The 20470-nt window shown below is 53.1% G+C and carries 18 protein-coding genes and 11 tRNA genes; 4 read left to right on the top strand and 25 right to left on the bottom strand.

Annotated features, from left to right (window positions below):
* Window positions 1–159: 159 nt before the first annotated feature.
* The 12 genes from ACTVIM_RS01330 to ACTVIM_RS01275 all read right to left on the bottom strand — a co-directional run bounded on the left by ACTVIM_RS01330 (window position 160) and on the right by ACTVIM_RS01275 (window position 2891).
* A tRNA-Gly gene (locus tag ACTVIM_RS01330) sits at window positions 160–233 on the bottom strand.
* Window positions 234–528: 295 nt separating this feature from the next.
* Window positions 529–602, bottom strand: a tRNA-Pro gene (locus ACTVIM_RS01325).
* Between the two features lie 4 nt (window positions 603–606).
* Window positions 607–683: transfer RNA gene (locus ACTVIM_RS01320), tRNA-Arg, on the bottom strand.
* A 215-nt stretch (window positions 684–898) separates the two neighbouring features.
* Window positions 899–981 (bottom strand) — tRNA-Leu (locus ACTVIM_RS01315).
* Window positions 982–995: 14 nt separating this feature from the next.
* Window positions 996–1077 (bottom strand) — tRNA-Leu (locus ACTVIM_RS01310).
* Window positions 1078–1083: 6 nt separating this feature from the next.
* Window positions 1084–1159 (bottom strand) — tRNA-Lys (locus tag ACTVIM_RS01305).
* 446 nt (window positions 1160–1605) lie between these two features.
* Window positions 1606–1680 (bottom strand) — tRNA-Gln (locus ACTVIM_RS01300).
* Between the two features lie 19 nt (window positions 1681–1699).
* Window positions 1700–1775, bottom strand: a tRNA-Asp gene (locus ACTVIM_RS01295).
* A gap of 30 nt (window positions 1776–1805) precedes the next feature.
* A tRNA-Glu gene (locus tag ACTVIM_RS01290) sits at window positions 1806–1877 on the bottom strand.
* Window positions 1878–1893: 16 nt separating this feature from the next.
* A tRNA-Ser gene (locus ACTVIM_RS01285) sits at window positions 1894–1986 on the bottom strand.
* 7 nt (window positions 1987–1993) lie between these two features.
* Window positions 1994–2068 (bottom strand) — tRNA-Asn (locus tag ACTVIM_RS01280).
* Window positions 2069–2426: 358 nt separating this feature from the next.
* Window positions 2427–2891, bottom strand: coding sequence for a SprT family protein (locus ACTVIM_RS01275; RefSeq protein ID WP_033023684.1), 465 nt, complete (start codon window positions 2889–2891; stop codon window positions 2427–2429).
* A gap of 91 nt (window positions 2892–2982) precedes the next feature.
* Here ACTVIM_RS01275 and cmpA point away from each other — a divergent pair, with 91 nt between their 5' ends.
* Window positions 2983–3096 (top strand): cortex morphogenetic protein CmpA, encoded by a 114-nt coding sequence (gene cmpA, locus ACTVIM_RS01270; protein WP_089135018.1) that lies wholly within the window; start codon window positions 2983–2985, stop codon window positions 3094–3096.
* Between the two features lie 16 nt (window positions 3097–3112).
* Here cmpA and ACTVIM_RS01265 read toward each other — a convergent pair whose 3' ends face one another.
* The 6 genes from ACTVIM_RS01265 to acpS form a co-directional block, all read right to left on the bottom strand.
* Window positions 3113–5278 (bottom strand): Tex family protein, encoded by a 2166-nt coding sequence (locus ACTVIM_RS01265; protein ID WP_445613398.1) that lies wholly within the window; start codon window positions 5276–5278, stop codon window positions 3113–3115.
* A 309-nt stretch (window positions 5279–5587) separates the two neighbouring features.
* On the bottom strand, window positions 5588–5938 hold the full coding sequence (gene ndoA, locus ACTVIM_RS01260) for a type II toxin-antitoxin system endoribonuclease NdoA (protein ID WP_003253417.1): 351 nt from the start codon (window positions 5936–5938) through the stop codon (window positions 5588–5590).
* Window positions 5939–5942: 4 nt separating this feature from the next.
* Window positions 5943–6224, bottom strand: a complete 282-nt coding sequence (locus ACTVIM_RS01255; RefSeq protein ID WP_033023681.1) for a CopG family ribbon-helix-helix protein — start codon at window positions 6222–6224, stop codon at window positions 5943–5945.
* Window positions 6225–6338: 114 nt separating this feature from the next.
* Window positions 6339–7505, bottom strand: a complete 1167-nt coding sequence (gene alr / locus ACTVIM_RS01250; RefSeq protein ID WP_445613397.1) for an alanine racemase — start codon at window positions 7503–7505, stop codon at window positions 6339–6341.
* Between the two features lie 596 nt (window positions 7506–8101).
* Window positions 8102–9115 carry a LolA family protein gene (locus ACTVIM_RS01245; protein ID WP_445613396.1) on the bottom strand — a complete coding sequence of 338 codons (1014 nt, stop codon included), beginning with the start codon at window positions 9113–9115 and terminating at the stop codon, window positions 8102–8104.
* Window positions 9116–9194: 79 nt separating this feature from the next.
* Window positions 9195–9584 carry a holo-ACP synthase gene (acpS, locus tag ACTVIM_RS01240; RefSeq protein ID WP_445613395.1) on the bottom strand — a complete coding sequence of 130 codons (390 nt, stop codon included), beginning with the start codon at window positions 9582–9584 and terminating at the stop codon, window positions 9195–9197.
* Window positions 9585–9690: 106 nt separating this feature from the next.
* Between acpS and ACTVIM_RS01235 the strand changes: the two genes are divergently transcribed.
* Entirely contained in the window at window positions 9691–10329 is a 639-nt protein-coding gene (locus ACTVIM_RS01235; protein WP_445613394.1) for a rhomboid family intramembrane serine protease, read from the top strand.
* 90 nt (window positions 10330–10419) lie between these two features.
* Here ACTVIM_RS01235 and ACTVIM_RS01230 read toward each other — a convergent pair whose 3' ends face one another.
* The 6 genes from ACTVIM_RS01230 to ACTVIM_RS01205 form a co-directional block, all read right to left on the bottom strand.
* Window positions 10420–11784, bottom strand: a complete 1365-nt coding sequence (locus tag ACTVIM_RS01230; RefSeq protein ID WP_407652291.1) for a DEAD/DEAH box helicase — start codon at window positions 11782–11784, stop codon at window positions 10420–10422.
* Window positions 11785–12067: 283 nt separating this feature from the next.
* On the bottom strand, window positions 12068–13444 hold the full coding sequence (locus ACTVIM_RS01225) for a UDP-N-acetylmuramoyl-tripeptide--D-alanyl-D-alanine ligase (RefSeq protein ID WP_445613393.1): 1377 nt from the start codon (window positions 13442–13444) through the stop codon (window positions 12068–12070).
* Window positions 13445–13450: 6 nt separating this feature from the next.
* Complete coding sequence (locus ACTVIM_RS01220; protein ID WP_445613392.1) at window positions 13451–14548, bottom strand: D-alanine--D-alanine ligase; 1098 nt, start codon at window positions 14546–14548, stop codon at window positions 13451–13453.
* Window positions 14549–14707: 159 nt separating this feature from the next.
* On the bottom strand, window positions 14708–15850 hold the full coding sequence (locus ACTVIM_RS01215; RefSeq protein WP_445613391.1) for an MGDG synthase family glycosyltransferase: 1143 nt from the start codon (window positions 15848–15850) through the stop codon (window positions 14708–14710).
* Between the two features lie 12 nt (window positions 15851–15862).
* A complete protein-coding gene (locus ACTVIM_RS01210; RefSeq protein ID WP_033023669.1) occupies window positions 15863–16459 on the bottom strand; it encodes a DedA family protein in 597 nt (198 codons plus the stop codon).
* 10 nt (window positions 16460–16469) lie between these two features.
* On the bottom strand, window positions 16470–17198 hold the full coding sequence (locus tag ACTVIM_RS01205) for a polysaccharide deacetylase family protein (RefSeq protein ID WP_061912480.1): 729 nt from the start codon (window positions 17196–17198) through the stop codon (window positions 16470–16472).
* Between the two features lie 170 nt (window positions 17199–17368).
* On the opposite strand from ACTVIM_RS01205, the gene ACTVIM_RS01200 reads away from it, so the two are divergent.
* On the top strand, window positions 17369–17629 hold the full coding sequence (locus ACTVIM_RS01200) for a hypothetical protein (RefSeq protein WP_445613390.1): 261 nt from the start codon (window positions 17369–17371) through the stop codon (window positions 17627–17629).
* A gap of 490 nt (window positions 17630–18119) precedes the next feature.
* On the top strand, window positions 18120–19190 hold the full coding sequence (locus ACTVIM_RS01195; RefSeq protein WP_445613389.1) for an undecaprenyldiphospho-muramoylpentapeptide beta-N-acetylglucosaminyltransferase: 1071 nt from the start codon (window positions 18120–18122) through the stop codon (window positions 19188–19190).
* Between the two features lie 373 nt (window positions 19191–19563).
* On the opposite strand, the gene ACTVIM_RS01190 is transcribed toward ACTVIM_RS01195, so the two are convergent.
* Window positions 19564–20385, bottom strand: a complete 822-nt coding sequence (locus tag ACTVIM_RS01190) for an undecaprenyl-diphosphate phosphatase (protein WP_445613388.1) — start codon at window positions 20383–20385, stop codon at window positions 19564–19566.
* Window positions 20386–20470 lie beyond the last annotated feature (85 nt).

The raw sequence follows: 20470 nt of genomic DNA, 5'->3' as shown, positions 1-20470 counted from the left end.
CGGCTCGCGACGCTTCGGTCCTGCTGCGGCGGCGATAGCCTCCTCGCAGGCCCTCCAGCGCGTTTCGCCGATAGGCAAGCGGCCTCTGCTTTTCGTTGCGCTTCGTTTCGTTCAGTTTTCAAGGAACAAGATGAAACGGTCAAATTCTTCGTTTTTAGATGGAGCGGGTGATGGGAATCGAACCCACGACATCAGCTTGGAAGGCTGAGGTTTTACCACTAAACTACACCCGCATATTATTCTGTTTAATGTTCACCACGCACTTTCATGCCTCTTCCTCTGCCAGTTGATTCAAGGAAGCCAAATGCGTCGAGGCAACTCGTGGCCTACTCGATGAAGTTAAGGCTCGTGGCTGAGGTTTTACCACTAAACTACACCCGCGTATTATTGCATTTTTCGCTCGCCATGCGCGTTTACGTAGTTCCTCTACCGTGCAAAGGGCATTGATGCGCAGGTAGTGAAGCAAAAACGTTTACTCTCGTTTCATAAGCTTTCGCTTTCAAACATTCATTTTCACTTGAAGCGAAATCGGGAAGACAGGATTTGAACCTGCGACCCCATGGTCCCAAACCATGTGCTCTACCAAGCTGAGCTACTTCCCGATGGTGGCGCGCTCGAGAGGATTCGAACCCCTAACCTTCTGATCCGTAGTCAGATGCTCTATCCAATTGAGCTACGAGCGCATAGGTGATGATTGCTCCCTCAGAGGGCAAATTCCATTTTAGCAGCCCATATTGCTGTTGTCAATAATGACCTCCTAAGGCTATGTTCTGCTTAAGAGATAGGCGTCCCCTGGAATTGTAATCCATTGGCAAAGCAACAATCCAAAAAACGACAATGCTCGAATGATAGAGACTACTATTCGGTTATTGATGATGAACAAAAAATACATCGAAAATGCGGTCGAGAGGACTTGAACCTCCACGGGGTTGCCCCCACTAGGCCCTCAACCTAGCGCGTCTGCCATTCCGCCACGACCGCGTCATCATTTTAAGTGCGGGTGGAGGGACTTGAACCCCCACGCCGTAAGGCGCCAGATCCTAAGTCTGGTGCGTCTGCCAATTCCGCCACACCCGCTAATGGTGGTGAGCCATGGAGGACTCGAACCTCCGACCCTCTGATTAAAAGTCAGATGCTCTACCTACTGAGCTAATGGCTCATTGTTAGGATACACTCACATATTTGACGATGTCCCTTCCTCTACCAGCTGACTCGAAGATGCCAAGTGCGTCGGGACAACTCGCAGCGATTTCGAAGATGTAGCGCTCGTTGCTCTACCTACTGAGCGAATGGCTCATGTGATCATAACACTCTAAGTACTGATGAGCTCTACCTGCCTCTTCCTCTACGAGCCATTTCGAGGAAGCCAAGTGCGTCGAGGCAACTCGCAGTCAACTCGAAGATGCAGCGCTCGTTACTGAGCTAATGGCTCATGGTTTGGTATACACTCAGATCTTTGACGATGTCCCTTCCTCTACCAGCTGACTCGAAGATGCCAAGTGCGTCGGGACAACTCGCAGTCAACTCGAAGATATATGGCTTGTTGTTGAGCTAATGAGCATGATAGGCCCTAAGCGAACAGCTTAGGTATGTATGAAAGAAGAATGGCTGGGCCAGCTGGATTCGAACCAGCGCATCACGGAGTCAAAGTCCGTTGCCTTACCGCTTGGCTATGGCCCAGCGAACTATTATGTTGTAATGGCGGTCCCGACGGGACTCGAACCCGCGATCTCCTGCGTGACAGGCAGGCATGTTAACCACTACACTACGGGACCGTGAATTCGCGGGAATCCCCGCGCTGCAAGTGACCCGTACGGGATTCGAACCCGTGTTACCGCCGTGAAAGGGCGGTGTCTTAACCACTTGACCAACGGGCCATGCAAATATGAGAAGTGGCGGAGAAGGCGGGATTTGAACCCGCGCGCCGTAAAGCCACGACCTAACGGTTTAGCAAACCGTCCCCTTCAGCCACTTGGGTACTTCTCCAAACAGATGGCTCCGCAAGTAGGATTCGAACCTACGACCTACCGGTTAACAGCCGGTTGCTCTACCGCTGAGCTATTGCGGAATAGTAGCCAAGGAACTAGCTCAAAACTTGCCTTGTTCCTTCCTCTCCAAGCATATCCAAGAAGGCTTAATTAATACGTTAGGGTCACGCAAAGCATATTCGATGATGCGTAGGCTCGTCGCTAGGCTGTTGTTTAATGATCACCGAAAGCGTTTCGAGCTCGCCTTGTTCTTTTCCAAGCAAACTCCGATGCCCCAACGATGTTCTTCACAAACTGACATTGTTTATTATATTGAGCAGTTTTTGATTTGTCAATATACTGTCGGGAAAAATCACTGATCGCCATTCGGCGACGGCTTTTATAATTTAGCATAGGATATTTAGGTTGTCAACCTTTTTTGAAAAGATTTTGCGCAGCTCACGAGCGCGCGCTTTGGACGAGCTCGAGTCGGCCGCGGCACCGACCGCAGACATAGCGGTCGGTGTTGATGCGTTTTTTGCGCTTGTAAGCTAAGCCGCACGATGTGCAGATGTATGTATGGATCACCTTGGCCGTTTTTGCTTTTTGTTCGAGCGGGCGGCAATAACGAGGGGCCCCGACTTTGGCCAACAGCTCGCGGAAGTCGCGGTCGCGATGGCGGTAGCCTTTCCCTTCCAGATGAAGATGGTAATGACATAGTTCATGTTTGATGATGGCAATGAGCTCTTCTTCGCCAAATCGGTCATAATGTTTTTTGTTCAGTTCAATGTTGTGCGTTTGCAACACGTAGCGCCCGCCGACCGTGCGAAGTCTTGGATTGAAGGAGGCGGTGTGGCGAAACGGTTTGCCAAATGCGCTTAGGGAAACTTCCTCCACGAGTGCTTGCAACTGTTTCTGATCCATTGGCAGGCGCCCCCTTTATGTTTTTGGCACAGGACAATGCCCAGATACATACATTATATACTACCTTTCCGTTGGTAGGGAGGTGACCGTTTTGCCTACATGGCTGAAAAACCAGATGAGACGAGCCTATTATGAGAAAAACCGCGATCAAATTAAGCTGTTAAACCAATGCTGGTTTTTTTATCGGAGAAAGCACTGCTCATGAAGCAGTGCTTCTCGCTTCACTTTTCTGGTGCTACCATCGATAAGGAAATTCTCCCTTTCGCCACGTCGACATGTTCGACCCACACTTTGACGACATCGCCGACGGAAACAACATCGAGCGGATGGCGCACGTATTGTTTGCTGAGTTTGGAAATGTGAACCAGACCGTCCTGTTTGACCCCGATGTCGACAAAGGCGCCGAAATCCACGACATTGCGCACTGTACCTTCAAGTTCCATGCCCGGTTGCAAGTCTTCCATTTTCAAAACGTCCTTGCGAAGCAGCGGCTTGGGTAGCTCATCGCGCGGGTCGCGCTCCGGACGGCATAAGGCGTCGATGATATCGCGCAACGTTAGTTCACCGACGCCAAGTTCAGCTGCCGTTGCTTCGATGTCGATGGCTTGCAGCGCCCGGCGCAGTTCGCTGCTGCCAATGGCGTCGGTGGTAAATCCCACCGTGTGCAAAAGCCGTTTTGCTTCCGCGTACCGCTCAGGGTGAATCGGCGTGCGGTCGAGCGGTTCTTCACCATCGAGAATGCGCAAAAAGCCGATGCATTGCTCGTACGTTTTCGCCCCAAGCCGCGGGATCGCTCTCAGCTCTTCACGGCTGCGGAATTTTCCTTGTTCTTCGCGGCGCTTGACGATGTTTTCGGCCACCGTTTTCGTCAGCCCTGACACGTATTGAAGCAATGAAACGGACGCCGTGTTCACGTTGACGCCCACTTGGTTGACCACCGTCTCCACGACGAACTGAAGCGATTCGGCCAGCTTTTTCTGCGACACATCATGCTGGTACTGGCCGACCCCGACCGATTTCGGATCGATTTTTACCAATTCGGCCAGCGGATCTTGAACGCGGCGAGCGATGGAAACGGCACTCCGCTCTTCCACTTGCAAATCCGGGAATTCCGCGCGCGCAAGGTCGGAAGCGGAATAGACGCTCGCCCCCGCCTCGTTGACGATGACATAAAAGATGTCCCGCTCCACTTCCTTCAGCACGTCGGCGACAAACTGCTCTGTTTCCCTTGATGCCGTTCCGTTGCCGATGGCGATCATGTCCACATGATAGTCAGCAAGCAAACGCAGAAGCTTTGCTCGCGCTTCTTCTTTCCGTTCTTGAGGCGGGTGCGGGTACATGACATCGATGCAGAGCAGCTTCCCCGTTTCATCGACGATAGCGAGTTTACATCCCGTGCGATAGGCCGGATCGATGCCAAGGACCGTTTTTCCTTTTAGCGGCGGCTGGAGAAGCAGCTTGCGCAAGTTTTCGGCAAAAATATGAATGGCCCGTTCCTCGGCCTTTTCCGTTAGCTCGTTGCGGATCTCGCGTTCGATGGCGGGTTCAAGCAGCCGCTTGTACCCGTCTTCCACCGCTTCCGCCACCAGCGCGGCGGCCGGAGAGGACGGATGGGTGACCGTTTTTCGCTGCAAATAGCGAACGATCTCCTCGACCGGCGCCTTGATCGAGACGCGCAGCACGCCTTCTTTTTCACCGCGGTTTAACGCTAACACACGGTGCGGAACTATTTTGCCGACAGGCTCTTCGTAATCATAATACATTTCATACACGCGCTTCTCGTCCTTTTCCGGCGCTTTGGCGGCCGAAGCGATCGTTCCTTTCCGCCATGTTTGCTCGCGTATCCATTGACGGAAGCCAGCATCATCGGCTACTCGTTCAGCGATAATGTCTTTCGCCCCTTGCAGCGCCTCACTAGCAGTCGCCACCCCTTTTTCAACATCAACGAACGCTTCCGCCTGCGCATCAGGCGTTGGGGACGGGGGGCAGGAAAGAAGCCAATCGGCAAGCGGCTCGAGCCCTTTTTCCTTGGCGATCGTTGCTTTCGTGCGCCGTTTTTGTCGGTAAGGGCGATACAGATCTTCGACTTGCTGCAGCTTCGTCGCCGCCATAATCTCGTTTTTTAACTCTTCCGTCAATTTCCCCTGCTCATCGATTAAGCGAATGACTTCTTCTTTGCGCTGTTCTAAATGCTGCAAGTACTCCCAGCGCTCAAGCACATCACGAATTTGCACCTCATCAAGCGCCCCGGTCATTTCTTTCCGGTAACGGGCGATAAACGGGATCGTGTTTCCTTCCTGGTGAAGCGTGATGACATTTTTAACGTGTGGCGCTGCCAGTTTCTGCTCGGCGGCAATCAGCGAAATGAGTTGCTGTTCAGTGGTCAAACGCTTCCCTCCTTTTATGTATAGAGAAACTCTAGCCGATGCACATGATAGCGATTGGCGATGTACTTCCCCCTTTATTATGTATGGAGAAACCGCGGGCTTCTCCATTCGCGGTGACAAAAAAAAGAGCTACTCAATCCGCAGCTTCTTGGTCAACTTCATATATACATAGAAGGACAGATCGCGATGGGAGCCCGATCTGCCCATCTCATCCACAGACCATTATCCAAGACCGATGCCGCACGTCAACGCCGCTTTCCCTCATCTTATTGGCCACAAAAATGCGTTGCGGTGGCAAGGCAACGAAGCTCAAAAGTCAATCAGCCCTAAACTGATTTGCAACGCTTCATCGACTTTATCCATCATTTCGTCATCCAAATGGGTGATTTTATCGGTCAGCCGTTGCTTATCGATCGTACGGATTTGCTCAAGCAAAATGACGGAATCGCGTTCAAACCCGTAACGCTTCGCGTCAATCTCCACATGCGTCGGCAATTTTGCCTTTTGAATTTGCGCCGTGATTGCCGCAACGATTACCGTTGGACTGAAGCGGTTGCCGATGTCATTTTGAATGACCAAGACGGGACGCACGCCGCCCTGCTCTGAGCCAACAACCGGGGAAAGGTCCGCAAAATACACGTCGCCACGTTTGACAATCAAAGCATTACCCCCCGCTAACTAAGCGTTCAACGGTGTGGTCGGCCTCGTATTCAGCATGAAACGCTTCAGAAGCGATAGATAAATTGATTTTTGCCATTTCCATGTAGCCTCGTCTCATCGCCTCGCGAATTTGCCGTTTTTTCCGCTCACGAATATACATTTTTGTCGCCTGATAAATCAGTTCATTGCGGTTGCCGTTTTCCTGTTTGACAAGCACATCCAGCTCCGTCACCAGCGATTGCGGCAAGCGAACGATGATTTCCGTTGTTGCGCCCGATTCCGACACGAATATACACCTCCACGAACTGCAGCCATTCATTGCTTCCACTTCATGATACCATTAAACAACGGCGCTGCAAAGTCATTTCTTCGTTTTCTATCCTTTGTCTCCCGAAGCAAATTATGCATTCGTTCCCACGCGACCAACGGCATTTCTCACTTCCATTATACGCTTATTTCGGAAAAAAATACGGGGCACCCGATAGCTGATCAGGCAAGGCACCTCATAGTTGATCGTATCCAGATGGCGAGCGACGTCATCGACGGAAATGACTTCGTCCCCTTGGCGGCCGATCAACGTCACCTTCGTGCCGACCGGCAGCGGCCCCGGGAGACGGATCATGCATTGGTCCATACAAACGCGGCCGACAATCGGCGCTTTTTTGCCGTCAACTAGCACATGAAAATGCTCTAGGCGGCGCAGCCAGCCATCGGCATAGCCGATCGGGATCGTGCCGATCCACTCTTCCGCTTGCGCCGTATACGTCGCTCCGTAGCTCACCTTTTCCCCCGGTTGCAGCTTTTTCACATGGACAAGGCGGCTATGGAGCGAGAACGCCTCCTTGAGCTCGTACGGGAGCAGCGGCTTGATGCTTGGCGATGGGGCGAGCCCGTACATCGAAATGCCGAAGCGGACCATATTGAACGCTCGATCGGGAAAGCGGAGCGTCGCGGCGCTATTGGCGCAATGAACGAGGGGCGGCCGAAACGGCAGCCACTCAAGCATCGATAAGAAACGATCGTACTGATACGAAAAATAGTCCGTATTGATTTCGTCGGCCGTCGCAAAATGTGTGTAAACTCCCTCAAGGATGAAATGCGGATGGCGTTCGATCAGCGCCGCCATTTGCTTCGTCTCCCGTTCATCCTTGACGCCAAGCCGCCCCATTCCCGTATCCATCTTTAAATGAAAATGAACCGGGGCAGAACCTTGATACAGCGCTGCTGCTTTTTCCAACCAATCCAAACGGAACACGGTGAGAGCAATGCGGTGTTCCGCAGCAAGGCTCACATCTTCCGGGCGAGACGCTCCGAGCACTAAAATAGGGGCGGCGAGGCCCTTTTTCCTTAGCGCGAGCGCCTCATCCAAAAAAGCGACAGCTAGGTAAGAGGCGCCGGCCTCCAGCGCGGTGTTCGCCACTTCAGCATCACCGTGCCCGTAAGCGTTTGCCTTGACGACCGCCATAATGTTCGTGCCCGTTGGCAAAAAACGGCGCAGATTGGTGACGTTGTCATAGATGGCGTCCAAATCGATTTCCGCCCATGTATCGCGATGAAAGTCGTCCATCCTTCTCTCGCTGCCTTTCCCTTAATAGCCGTTTTGTAAGCGTTTCAACGATTCTCAATCCTTTTTTAGTTTATCACGTTCTTCAAAAAGAAGGAATAGGAGGAGCCGCGAAAAAACGGCCTGCACGGAGGAAAATGTTGCAAAGGGCCGCTCCTTTCCCATTGCCTAGGGAGCGCAAACGATTCCCATCCTCTCTTGTTTCATTCCGTCCTCTCCTTGAACGGCCTTTCACCCTAGAAGGCCCGTTTCCGGCCTAAGAGGCTGGCGATTGACTCGCGCAACCGCTTCTCGGAATCATTTCTCAAGTAGAGAAAACTTGCTGCAGCAGCCGCTATGTTCACGCGTTCCATCACCGATTAAGGCCAACAGCGGTTTTTCACCAACCATCTAAGAGGGTGGTGATTTCATCGCGGATACAGCTTTACCATGTGTCATTTCTCCATTCGAAAAACCTTGTCGCATCGGTCCCGTTTTTCACTCATTCTCCCATTGACGAAGGGAAACAGCGTTTTTCACCAACGTTCTAAACCGCGGGCTGGAAAATAACAACAAGGCGGTCCCACGCCCGAAGCGGGAATCCGCCTTTTCCAATGCCTCTATTTGGCTGCTTTTTCTTGCACCGAGCTGGCGACCATGATCATTTCTTCCGGCGTCAAATCGTCTGAAGCCAATGTAAATTCCACTCCATTATACGACCAAGTTAACGTCCTGTCGGTGAGAGCGCCGACCGTGAATCCTAAATCAACAGGATCGCCGTTAATGAGCACCGGCGTGCTTGTCGCCGGGAGCACTTCCGCTTTTTCTTGCACGAGGGTAAACGATTTTTGGCCGCCGAATGTCATAATCACCCGTGTGCCGTTTTCGTTTTTGATTTCTTTTTCTTCCAGCGCCTGAACGCCTTGCGGAAGGCGGCTTGGATACATCACGGCCATCACTTGTCCGCTGCCCTCAGCCATCGTTGGTACTTCGAGGCGCGCCCCGGTCATATTTTTGGACGTATCAAACGCATCGTCATCAAACGTTTTGTTGAATTCGACGTTCGAAAATTCCACGGTCAACAGCGCTTTTCGATCTGTGTCCATCACCTTGACCGAAACAGGGGCTAAATCTTTTTTGCGCAATGTAATTTCTTGTGTCGGAACGACCTGACTGTTTGGATAGTTCGTTTTCGTTTCGAACACGTAGTAGTCCTTCGTTGCCTTAAACTTCGCCTTCGAGTCGCTTAAAATGTCTTTGACGAGCGATTCGTACAAATAGGCTTGGCTGCTGTTTTTCGGCCAATCGCTGACAAACTTAAAACTTTTGTTGAGGGCGGGCGTAAAGACAAACACCCCTTCGTCGTTGCGCAAAATCATTTGGCTTTGCCCTTTGTCGGCGTTTTTCAAACTGACGCGGTAATACGCCGGCTGCTTATGCCATACTTCCACATGATACACTTGCGGCTTAGCCCCCGTGCGGAACGTCATTTTCGCTTCCGCTTGATAGCTCGTCATCTCTTCCAGCTTTTCATCGAGCGCTTTCAGCACTTCCTCCTGTGATTTCGACCCGCAGCCAGCCAAAGCAAACAAAAAGATGATGCCGGCGAATGCCAAAAGGACTTTTTTGCCCATCGCTTCAACCCCTTTGCCTCATATATCGGTTTCTGTCCATGCACTACAATATATGAGACAAAGTCCGGGAATATGCAGACTAGCCATGGCAAGCATCGAGCGGCTGGCCCGGGCTGAGACGCTCAATGATCACTTGGGCGACCGCGTAGTCGCGGCTGTGCGAAATGGACAAGTGCACCGCCTCACCGTCGCGGCGGGCGAGAATCCCCGGTTTCCCATTCGCATCGCAAACGATCTCGATATCGCGAAAGGACACCTTCTTGCCAATCCCCGTCCCAAGCGCTTTGGCATACGCTTCTTTCGCCGCAAACCGACCGGCGAGAAATTCCGTCTGCCGCGCGGTCGGCAACGCATCAAACTGCGCCTTTTCGCGCGGCGTCAAAATGCGCTCGGCGAATTTACGGCTGCGCTCAAGGAGCGACCGGATCCGTTCCAGCTCGACAATATCAATGCCGATGCCGATGATCATCGCCTTCCCTCCTCTTCTTTCTTTGGACAAATGTTTTCGTGACGCGTCGCATAAAATGGTTTCATAGAAATGCCATTTCATTTTCACTAAGAAGGGAGACAAATCCGTGTTTCTTCCCGCAAACGATAGTCGCACATTGATCCGCCTTTGCCCGGCCGTTGCCGCGCTGCTGTGCGCCCATATCGCGCTATGGCTGCTGTTCGCCCTGCCCATCGCAACGCTCGAACCGGTTTGGCAGTATACCGTCGGAACAAACAGCGCCATTCTCCGTGGAGAATATTGGCGGCTTGTCAGCCCGATCGTGCTGCACCGCGATTTCAGCCATATGGCAGCCAACAGCCTTTCGTTGTACGTATGCGGTCCATGGCTGGAACGCGCGCTCGGAACGAGACGATTTTTCGCCCTTTACCTCGCGGGCGGCATCGGCGCGAATATCGCCACCGTCTTGTTCATGCCGCCAATGTATACACACGTCGGGGCATCGGGTGCCATTTTCGCTTTATTTGGCATGTATAGCTATCTCGCTTTGTTTCGCCGCGAGGCAATCGCCCCCCGATATGCCCAGCTGCTGCTGGCCGTCATCGCTGTGAATCTGGCGCTTGCTTTGACAAGGCCCAACGGAAATTTGCTGGCCCATTTGTTCGGCTTCGCCACCGGCGGGCTGCTCGCCCCGTTTCTGGCTGTCCGCCTTGACCCACCGCCCCTCCTTTGGCTCCATACGCCGAAACGAAATCGTCTTTTTTAGTCGTGTTCACCAACAGAGCGCCACCTCGGACGGGGGAAAAGCGCTCGAAGAACGCGGCGGTTTCCGGCCACGGGCATAGAAAAACGGCGCTTAATGCGCCGTCATCCGCCGTTTTTTCGTCCGGCTGCGCGTCGAGCTGTCCGGGCGACCGCCTCGCTTTTTCTCCCGTTTGACCGCCAAAGGCGGCTCTTCCGTCAGCTTCACCGGCGTTGTGTCCGGTTCACGCGTCAACATTTTCAAGCAAGCGGCGACGATCGTCACCGAATCGTGCTCCTCAAGCAACTCTTCCGCCGCCCGTTTGTAAAACGATAAGTTTTCGGTTTCAACAACGTTCAACAGCCGTTCAATGGCAACGCGCTGTTGGCCCTCGAGCGCCTCATCGAGCGTCGGCGGCTTCATGCGCTCCATTTTCCGCTTCGTCGTCCGTTCAATATGGTGAAGCTGCCCGATTTCCCGCGGCGTGACAAACGTCATCGCCATCCCGGTCTTGCCTGCGCGCCCGGTGCGCCCGATTCGGTGAACGTAGCTTTCCGGGTCTTGCGGAATGTCAAAGTTGTACACGTGCGTGACGCCGGAAATATCGAGCCCGCGCGCCGCCACATCGGTCGCGACCAAAATTTCAATCGTTCCTTCCTTAAACTTGCGCAGCACCGACAGCCGCTTCGCTTGGCTTAAATCGCCGTGAATGCCTTCCGCCGCATAGCCGCGCAAGTTGAGCGCTTCGGCGAGCTCGTCAACGCGCCGTTTCGTGCGGCCAAACACGATCGCCAGCTCCGGCGCTTGAATATCCAGAAGCCGCGTCAAAATGTCAAATTTCTTTTTCTCGTGCACTTCCAAATAGTATTGCTGGATGTTCGGCACGGTCATTTCTTTTGCTTTCACTTTGACGAGCTCCGGTTCGTTCATGAACCGCTCGGCAATGCGGCGGATCGGATCCGGCATCGTCGCCGAAAACAGCAGCGTCTGCCGCTCGGTCGGCACATGGCTTAAAATCGCCTCGATATCTTCAATAAAGCCCATGTTGAGCATTTCATCCGCCTCGTCAAGCACGACCGTATGCACGTGATCGAGGCGCAGCGTTCCGCGCTGAATATGATCGATGATGCGGCCCGGCGTGCCGACGATGACGTGTGGATGCTTTTTCAAGGCGCGAATTTGCCGTTCAATATCTTGGCCGCCGTAAATCGGCAAAACGCGCACCCGCTTGACGGCGCCGATTTTATACAGTTCTTCTGACACTTGGATGGCCAGCTCGCGCGTCGGTGCGACGACGAGCGCCTGGATGGCGCCGTTTTTCACGTCCACTTTTTCCACGATCGGAATGCCAAACGCCGCCGTCTTCCCCGTTCCGGTTTGCGCCTGGCCGATCACGTCTTTATTTTGCAGGCTGAGCGGGATCGTTTTCGCTTGAATCGGGGTCGTTTCTTCAAATCCCATTCGCTCAATGGCTTTCATGACTTCTTGGCTTAATCCTAATTCTTGAAATGTCGTCAATGTTATTCAAACTCCCTTAATCCAAAATCGTCCCTTTTGTTCGTGAGAAAGGTTTGACAGTTATCATACCATGTTATGCAGCGATTTGCAATGTCGGGCGTCCGCGGCAGGCAAAAATGTTTCCCCCTCGGGTCGATGAATGCAGCGGGCGAAGATCACAAAAGCGGTCGATATTTCCGGCAAACCGGCGCGGAGACTTACAGCCACGCCCCCCTGCTCTTCATTTCTTTGCGCCGACTCGGCGCTACTCCCAACAGCAAAGCAGCTCTTCCAATTTCATGCCGCGCGATGCTTTCAACAACACAATATCATCCGGAGAGGCAACCGATAGCACGGCCTCGGCCAGTGCCGTCTTATCGTCAAACGCCGTTACACGTCCTTGGCCAAAAAACGGCGCGGCGGCCTCAGCAATATGGCGCGCCAACGGTCCGTAAGTGAACACATAATCCACCATTTGCGGCCGCAGCATTTCCCCGATTTCTCGGTGGAACGCAACTTCTTGGTCGCCGAGTTCGAGCATATCGCCCAATACCGCGATTTTGTGCCGATAACCATCCAGTTCTCCAAGCAGCAGCAACGCAGCGCGCATCGATGTCGGGCTGGCGTTGTAAGCGTCATTAATCACTGTAAAGCCGCGTTTCGTTCTCACTACTTCCGTACGCATGCGCGTCACTTGCAAACGGGAGAGAGCGGCGTCAATCTCCTCCCAGCTGATGTCAAAAAAGCGAGCCACGGCAATGGCAGCGAGCGCATTGTATACGTGATGTTTCCCCAATACCGGCATAAACAGCGTCCGGCCGGGGAGGGCGTTCACCGCGAATGACGTGCCCCCCGCTTCGATGCGCACCGCTGTCGGATAATAATCGTTTTCCTCGCTCTCCCCAAACGTGACGACGTGACGGGGCAGCGGCAAATGCGGCACCCGTTCGGCTAAAAGCGGCTCATCGCCGTGATAAACGAACAACCCGTCGCGATGCAAACCGGCGACAATTTCGAGTTTCGCCTTGGCGATTCCTTCTCGCGACCCAAGCTCTTGCAAGTGCGCTTCACCGATGTTCGTGATGACGGCGGCGTTCGGCCGAGCGATCATCGTAAGCCGCTCAATTTCACCAAACCCGCTCATTCCCATCTCCACGACGGCGATGTCTGTCCCTTCCTCCAGCGCGAGCAGCGTGAGCGGCACACCGATATGATTGTTCAAGTTCCCTTCCGTTTTTTGCACGCGATAGCGGGTCGAAAGCAAAGCGGCAAGCATGTCTTTCGTCGTCGTTTTGCCGTTGCTGCCGGTGACGCCGACCACGTGTAGACCGAGCTGTTCGCGATAGCGGGCAGCAAGCCGTTGCAGCGCCGTCAATGTATCGTCGACAACGATGACCGGAACCCCTTCCGGCGGCTCCCCCTCCGCTGCCGTCCATAAGACGGCGGCCGTTCCCTTCTGCACCGCTTCTTTCACAAACGCGTGGCCGTTAAACGTCTTGCCGCGCAACGGGACGTACAAATTGCCGGCCGCAATCGTCCTCGTGTCGGTCGATACCCCAGAGGCGACAATGTCTTCCCACTCTGGCTGGGGACAACGGCCGCCGGTCATCGCGGCAATCTCTCGCACCGTCCGTTTCATCATCGGCTCTCACCCTCTTTTTCGTTCCAATGTGTATGAAATCGTCTGTTTTTCTTGATGCCGTTCCAACGCCAGCGCAATGAGGCGCTCGATCAGCTCCGGATATGACACGCCGCTATGCTTCCAAAGGAGCGGGAACATGCTGTATGGCGTAAATCCCGGCATCGTATTGACTTCGTTAATGTACACCGTGCCGTTCTCAGCAAGGAAAAAGTCAACGCGTGCGAGCCCGGATAAATCAAGGGCCCGAAACGCCGTTAACGCCATCGACCGGATCGTTTCATACTGTTCCTCCGTCACAGCGGCGGGAATAATCAGCTCCGTTTGCCCATCTTCATACTTCGCTTCATAATCATAAAATTCCTTTTTCGGCACAATTTCTCCGACAACGGAACAAACCGGCTCGTCGTTCCCGATCACGCCAATCTCAATTTCTCGGCCGACAATGGCTTCCTCAATAATAATTTTCCGATCATACGTAAACGCCTCAGCAAACGCCGTTTTTAACTCATCGCGCCGCTTGCACTTCGAAATACCGACGCTCGAACCGGCGTTGGCCGGCTTGACAAAGCACGGATAGCCGAGCGCCTGTTCAACCCGGTCATACACCGCCTCGCCGCTTTGGTTCCATTCGTATTTTGTCACTGCCACATACTTCGCTTGGCGCAGCCCAGCTTGGGCAAACAAGTTTTTCATCACTACTTTATCCATCCCGACGGCAGAGGCGAGCACCCCATTGCCGACGTACGGAAGGTTGAGCATTTCCAGCAGCCCTTGCACCGTTCCGTCTTCGCCGTTTGGTCCGTGCAAAAGCGGGAAAATGACATCGATCGCTTCCTCTTGGCCACCCGCATCCGATGGTTGGACTTGGTTCAAAGACACCGGGATCATCGCGGTAGCGTCTGACACAAATTGGAGCTGCTTGACTTCCTCGACCGGACCCGTCAGCGGCTCTCCTTTAATCCATTTCCCTTCCGGCGTAATATAAATGGGAACTACAGCAAATTTATGAGGATCGATCGCGTTCATCACCGCCATGGCCGTTGACAGCGACACTTGATGTTCAGGCGATTTGCCCCCGTATAACACGCCTACTCTCGTTTTCATCATCGTTCCTCCTCATTTCTTTAGCCATCGTTGTCTATTGTAACACGGTTCACACCCAACGGTCTGATATTTTATTATGTGCGGCGTGGGTTGTTTCGCCACACCTCCATCTTTCCGCACAAAAAAAACGCCATCCAACTCCTGTCAGATGGCTTCTCATTACGGACGCAACACCCGCCAAGCCACGCGTTGCGGCATCGCGGCCACCATTTCGGCAAGCGCCTCTTGCGCCGTTTTTTCCAACCCAGCGAAATAGTCTGAGACACGCCGGAAAAAGCGGTTTTTCTCGACATCGTCGGTCAGCAGCCGCAACATCTCCTGTTCGACTTGTTCCGGTCCGCTCAAATGGTAAATGAGGCCGTTTCGCTGCAAGTATTGCAAATTAATGCGCTCTTGCCCAGGCAGGCAATCGACCGCAAAGATCGGAATGCGCTTATGAAGCAGTTCGCTGACGGTTACCCCGCCCGGTTTCGTCACCACCGCATCCGCATCATCGTACAGCCGGTTCATCTCCTCAGGGTCGGTGATGTACGGAAGCGGGCGAATGTGGGGCAGCTGCCAGCTGGCGATTTCTTCGTACAGTTGGCGATTGGCGCCGCATAACACAGAGTAGCGGAACCGAGCCGATGTCCGCGCCGCCTGTAAGAAGGCCATCATATTGCCGAGCCCTTGGTTTCCGCCAGCGACAAGCACGTGAGCAGGCTGACGTTTTCGCCGCCCCTCGGCACGGTTCATAAACACATCATGGACCGGAATGCCTGTCACAACAATGCGCGCCGGATCGAGGCCGTATGTCGTCATCAGCTCCCATTTGGCTTCTTGATGGGGAACAAAATGGTAGTCAATGAATCGTTTTCCCCATACGCTGTTCATAAAAAAGTCCGTATAGACGTTCACTACGGGAACGGCCAAGGCTCGTTTCCGCTTCAGCCGCTGCAAAATGCGTGATGGAAACGAATGGGTACAGACGATAAGATCTGGACGCTCTTGCTCCACCATCTTTTTCATTTTGTTCTCGAAGTAAGGAAGCCATGGCTCGAACGGCATCAGCTCAAACCGTGACAGCTCTTGGTACATGAGCGTTTTGTACAAGCGGTGATACGAACCGGGATGCGAGCGAATCCAGCGCAAATATGCCTCCGACACCATCTTTTCCATCAGTTCATTGCAATAGCTCAAAAAATCGATTTTCTTGCTTTCAACCGCCGGAATTTGCCGTTGCAAAAAATCGATCAGCGTATCGGCCACTTTATGGTGTCCGGTATTCATTTGAAACAGCGGCAAAAACAACACTTTCATCATCGATCGCACCCTTTAGCTCTCCATAGATTTTTTTCGCCTCCGCTGTCCGACCCATGCCGCAAGCAAAAACAGCAAAAACAATCCCAATCCAGCGAGCGGGAAGGAAGCGAGGGGGAGATGGAGATGTCGGCCGAGCAGCTGTCCAGCCAACGTTAAAGGGATGACCCATCCGGCTGTCCCGACCGTAGCCAACCATAAAAACGTCCGAAACGGGAGACGGCTCACCCCCGCCATATACGGGCAGATTTGCCGCACCCCTGGAGCATAGCACCCGAACAAAATGCCCCATTTTCCACGGCGGCGAAACCAAAGCTGGGCCTGTTCCCACCGCTCCTTCGTAATCCCTACATATTTCCCGTATTTTTGCACAAACGGAGCTCCCCACCATCTCCCAGCCCCATACGCGGTCACCATGCCGGCCATCGTTCCGCCCCAGCACGAAGCGATCGTCGGCCAAAACAGCAGCTGCTCTTTGGCGATCATGACTCCAACAAGAAAAAGCAAACTCTCCTCGGGCGCCGGAATGCCAACGATGCCGCAAAACAAAAGCAAAAACAACATCACATACCCGTACGACTGAACATACGGTAACCATACGCTCGTATCCATAGCTCCCCCATTACATCGACAGCATTTGTTGATTAGTTTGCGCGTTTCTCAAGTCTGTAATCGTCACCCAGCGCATCTTTTTCGCCGTTTCATCCTTCAGCAGCAGCTCAAGAGCGGCCAGCATCTGCTCCGGAGCGCGTTGATCCGCTCCTAAAGCATCACCATTGTCATGCAATACGATCACAGCTCCACCGCGCACAGCCGCCCGCAATCGATGGAACAATTCCATTGTACCCAATTTCTCGTTCCAATCACCAAGAATATGCGACCATAACACGGTAACATATCGCTTTTGCACAATGGGCGTCCAAGCGTTAAAATGGCCCCATGGTGGCCGATAATATAAGGGACGCTGCCCGGTCGCCCGCTCAATCGCCGCAGCGGTCCGCCGCAACCCTCGGTCGAGCCAAAACGGCGGAAGCAGCCAATTGCTGATATGACGGTAATTATGCAAACCGACTTCGTGCCCCTCTTCCACCATCCGCCGCACGATCTCCGGATGGCGCTCCACTTTTCGACCGACGACAAAAAAGGTCGCTTTCACTCCATATTTCTTTAATAAATCAAGCAGCTTTGGCGTATAATACGGGTCAGGGCCATCATCAAACGTCAAAGCGAGGCAGTCAGGCGCCGTTCCTTCACGAAACAAACGCACCCGCTTTTTGCGAATGACGATCGTCGGCACAACCCCATAACTAACGATTCCAACCAACAAACAACCAACCAGCCATGCCAACATCTCGTCTTCACCCCTTGATAGTACTTTACCAATATTTCGTGTCTTTGAAAATAGGAGACTAGCCAATCACTGTTTAATAAATCGTTAGAAGAATAGTAAAAAACTGTCGTCACGCACCAATCGGAGGCATTTTCATCAGAACAATCGCTGTGTCTGCAGGAGGTTCGCTAATGGAAAAATTGCATGGGCAGCGCGATCTCCCCTCCACCCAACAAATGAAAATCTCGCGTCAGCCCGGCATTTTAGAAATGAAATCACCGGTATTTCACACCAAATCGCCATTCTTCTCGAAGGCTGGTGAAAAACGCCGATCGTTCCTAGCTAACGCCCAATCTCGTCAACTGAGAAGCGAACGACACCAAGTTGCTTCATTTGAAAACCTTAGCGATGAAGCGAGCGGCTCCTTTCATTACCACCCTTTAGAAGGTTGATGACAAACGCTTGATTCCCTTCATCAATGGGAGAACTAGCGAAAAGCAGGACCCTTGAAACAAGATTTTCTAATTGAACAATAACATTGTAAGGCCGTATCCATGAATGAAATCCCCAGCTTCCTAGGAGACCGGTGATTTAAGGGGGAAGCCGCTTATCAAGCCTGTTTTTCAAATAGAAAAGCCTCGTCGCATCAGGATCACCTTTCAAACGATCCCCCATTGCTCAAAAGAAACAACCATTTTTCACTAGCCTTCTAGAAAATGATGCACCGAAATGAAGTCGCCTTGCCCATTCCTCCTGCTCAATACGAAATGCACCGCTCTCTGGTTTCCTCCATCAGCGGCGGGAAATTTGCTATAATGACAGATGGGCACGATATGTTGGGGCGGGAATTTCCGCTAGCGGGCCTTGCCTGCAGAAACTTTTCTGCCTCTCGGAGCCTAGAATGGCATAGGTTCATTTTGCCAACAAGACAGGTGATGTGTGTTGCGAAAAAAAATCGTTTTAACCGGCGGCGGCACGGCTGGACATGTCATGGTCAACGTTGCCCTCATCCCGAAGCTGAAAGAGCTTGGATGGGAGATCGTGTACATCGGATCCCATCAAGGTATTGAACGCGAGATTATCGGCCGCATCGACGGCGTTCCGTACTATCCGGTGTCAACCGGAAAGCTGCGCCGTTATTTTGATTGGAAAAACTTTAAGGACCCGTTTCACGTCTTAAAAGGGATTTGGCAAGCGTATCGCTTAATCCAAAAAGAAAAGCCGGCGGTCGTATTCTCCAAAGGCGGGTTCGTCTCCGTTCCCGTCATTCTCGGCGCTTGGCTAAACGGCGTTCCGTCCGTCATTCACGAGTCTGATTTGACGCCCGGCTTGGCCAACAAAATCGCCATGCCGTTTGCGACAAAAATTTGCCTGACCTTTCCGGAAACAAAGAATCATGTGCAAGCCGACAAAGCGGTGTACGTCGGCGCCGTCATCCGCGAAGAGCTGAAACACGGAAGCGCGGAGCGAGGGCGACGCCTTTGCCGGTTTGCGGGAAAAAAACCGGTGCTGCTCGCCATGGGGGGCAGCTTAGGTTCAAAAACGATCAACGATGCATTGCGCGCCTGCCTGCCCGCGCTGCTGAGCGAATTTGACATCGTCCACATCTGCGGAAAAGGCAACGTCGATTCAAGCCTAGTAGGCCAACAAGGCTACCGACAGTTCGAATACGTCAACGAAGAGCTGCCTGACCTGTTGGCCTTGGCCGATCTCGTCGTCTCCCGCGCCGGCGCGAACGCCATTTTCGAACTGCTGGCCTTGCGCAAGCCAATGTTGCTCATCCCGCTCTCAAAAGCCGCCAGCCGCGGTGACCAAATCTTAAACGCTCGCTCATTTGAAAAAGCGGGCTATGCAGCCGTGTTAATGGAAGAAGACTTGACAGACGAATCATTGCCAGGGGCCATTCGCCGCCTGTACGAAAACCGAGACCGCTACCGGCAAAACATGGAACGGTCCGGCAACAACGATCCGCTGCAAACGCTTCTTTCTGTCATTGAAGATACCGCCCGCTGATCAAAAGAAGGCGATGCCTCACGCCGCTATTGGCCGTTGCTGGGCATCGCCTTCCTCCCTCCTCGAACGGGCTTCCTCATCGTTCACGCCTTCCCGTCTGACGGATCACGTCAACATCGAACCAAACCGGAAGAGAAACTTCATTCGAAACGAGCGGTGATATATTTCCACCACCTACGCCGACGCTTAGGGGCGGGGGCTCGGGTCACCGCGTCTATACGACAGGAAGTGGACCGAGCCACTCCCGTGTGCCCCACGGTTCGACAGCCCGTTAGACCACACCTAACTGTTTCAAGCCTTTCTTTTTTGAGACGGAACCGAAATTCATCTCCCTTTTTTGTTTAGAAGTGGGAGACTTCTTCCGTTGGTTAAGTTAAAAATACAAGAAATAAATGACCGCCGCCAAGACAATGCGGTACACCGCAAACGGCACGAGACGGATGCGGTTAATCAGCTGCAAGAAAAAGCGGATCGCCAGCAAGGCAAAGACGAAAGCGCTCAAAAAGCCGGCGATGAAAAACGGAATATCGGCGGCGCTGACATATTGCCAATTTTTCAAGAGCGACAGGCCGCTCGCCCCCGCCATGATCGGCACTGCCATAATAAACGTGAAATCGGCGGCAGCGCGATGGCTCATACCGGCGAGCACCCCGCCAGCAATCGTCGATCCGGAGCGGGAAAACCCCGGCCATAAGGACAAACATTGCACGAGCCCGACAAAAAACGCCTGCTTGTACGTGATTTCGTCGACCGTCCGCGCCCGCGCCGCCTTTTTGGCGAATTGGTCGGCAACGATCATCAACAGCGCGCCAAGCACTAAGCCGATGAGCACCGTTTTCGTTGAAAACAAATGTTCATCGATATAGTCTTCAAACAATACGCCGAGCACCCCGGCCGGGAACAGACCGATGATGACATGAAGCAGCGTCAGCCGCGGCTTCCCACCCGGATGGCGGCCACGAACGCCGAGCAAATCCAAAAACCGGTCTTTAAACACCACAACGGCAGCCAAAATGGAGCCGAGCTGAATGACGACTTTAAACGTATTGGCGGCGTATTGGCCTAAAAACTCCGTCGACTTCAACCAAAGATCGTCGACAATAATCATATGGCCGGTGGAAGAAACGGGAGCGAACTCTGTCAATCCCTCCACCATTCCTAAAATGACGGCCTTCCACAACTCCATCCATTGCATCTTTGTCCATCCTTTCTGCGCGGAAATCGTCTGTTTCCATACATATGGGCCAAGCGGCAAAATAGCACGGCCTGTTCGGCCACGC

This window comes from Geobacillus sp. YF-1 (assembly GCF_052692335.1).
The sequence above is the reverse complement of the archived record's forward strand: the minus strand, read 5'-3'. Positions and strand labels throughout refer to the sequence as shown.

Excerpts from the sequence above, each read along its gene's own strand:
- alr (WP_445613397.1), bottom strand. The coding sequence starts at position 7,505 with ATGGACGACTTTCATCGCGATACATGGGCGGAAATCGATTTGGACGCC.
- ACTVIM_RS01220 (WP_445613392.1), bottom strand. The coding sequence starts at position 14,548 with ATGAAAACGAGAGTAGGCGTGTTATACGGGGGCAAATCGCCTGAACAT.
- ACTVIM_RS01200 (WP_445613390.1), top strand. The coding sequence starts at position 17,369 with ATGGAAAAATTGCATGGGCAGCGCGATCTCCCCTCCACCCAACAAATG.
- ACTVIM_RS01215 (WP_445613391.1), bottom strand. The coding sequence starts at position 15,850 with ATGATGAAAGTGTTGTTTTTGCCGCTGTTTCAAATGAATACCGGACAC.
- ACTVIM_RS01205 (WP_061912480.1), bottom strand. The coding sequence starts at position 17,198 with ATGTTGGCATGGCTGGTTGGTTGTTTGTTGGTTGGAATCGTTAGTTAT.
- ACTVIM_RS01245 (WP_445613396.1), bottom strand. The coding sequence starts at position 9,115 with ATGGGCAAAAAAGTCCTTTTGGCATTCGCCGGCATCATCTTTTTGTTT.
- ACTVIM_RS01225 (WP_445613393.1), bottom strand. The coding sequence starts at position 13,444 with ATGATGAAACGGACGGTGCGAGAGATTGCCGCGATGACCGGCGGCCGT.
- acpS (WP_445613395.1), bottom strand. The coding sequence starts at position 9,584 with ATGATCATCGGCATCGGCATTGATATTGTCGAGCTGGAACGGATCCGG.
- ACTVIM_RS01190 (WP_445613388.1), bottom strand. The coding sequence starts at position 20,385 with ATGCAATGGATGGAGTTGTGGAAGGCCGTCATTTTAGGAATGGTGGAG.
- ACTVIM_RS01230 (WP_407652291.1), bottom strand. The coding sequence starts at position 11,784 with ATGAAAGCCATTGAGCGAATGGGATTTGAAGAAACGACCCCGATTCAA.
- ACTVIM_RS01275 (WP_033023684.1), bottom strand. The coding sequence starts at position 2,891 with ATGGATCAGAAACAGTTGCAAGCACTCGTGGAGGAAGTTTCCCTAAGC.
- ACTVIM_RS01210 (WP_033023669.1), bottom strand. The coding sequence starts at position 16,459 with ATGGATACGAGCGTATGGTTACCGTATGTTCAGTCGTACGGGTATGTG.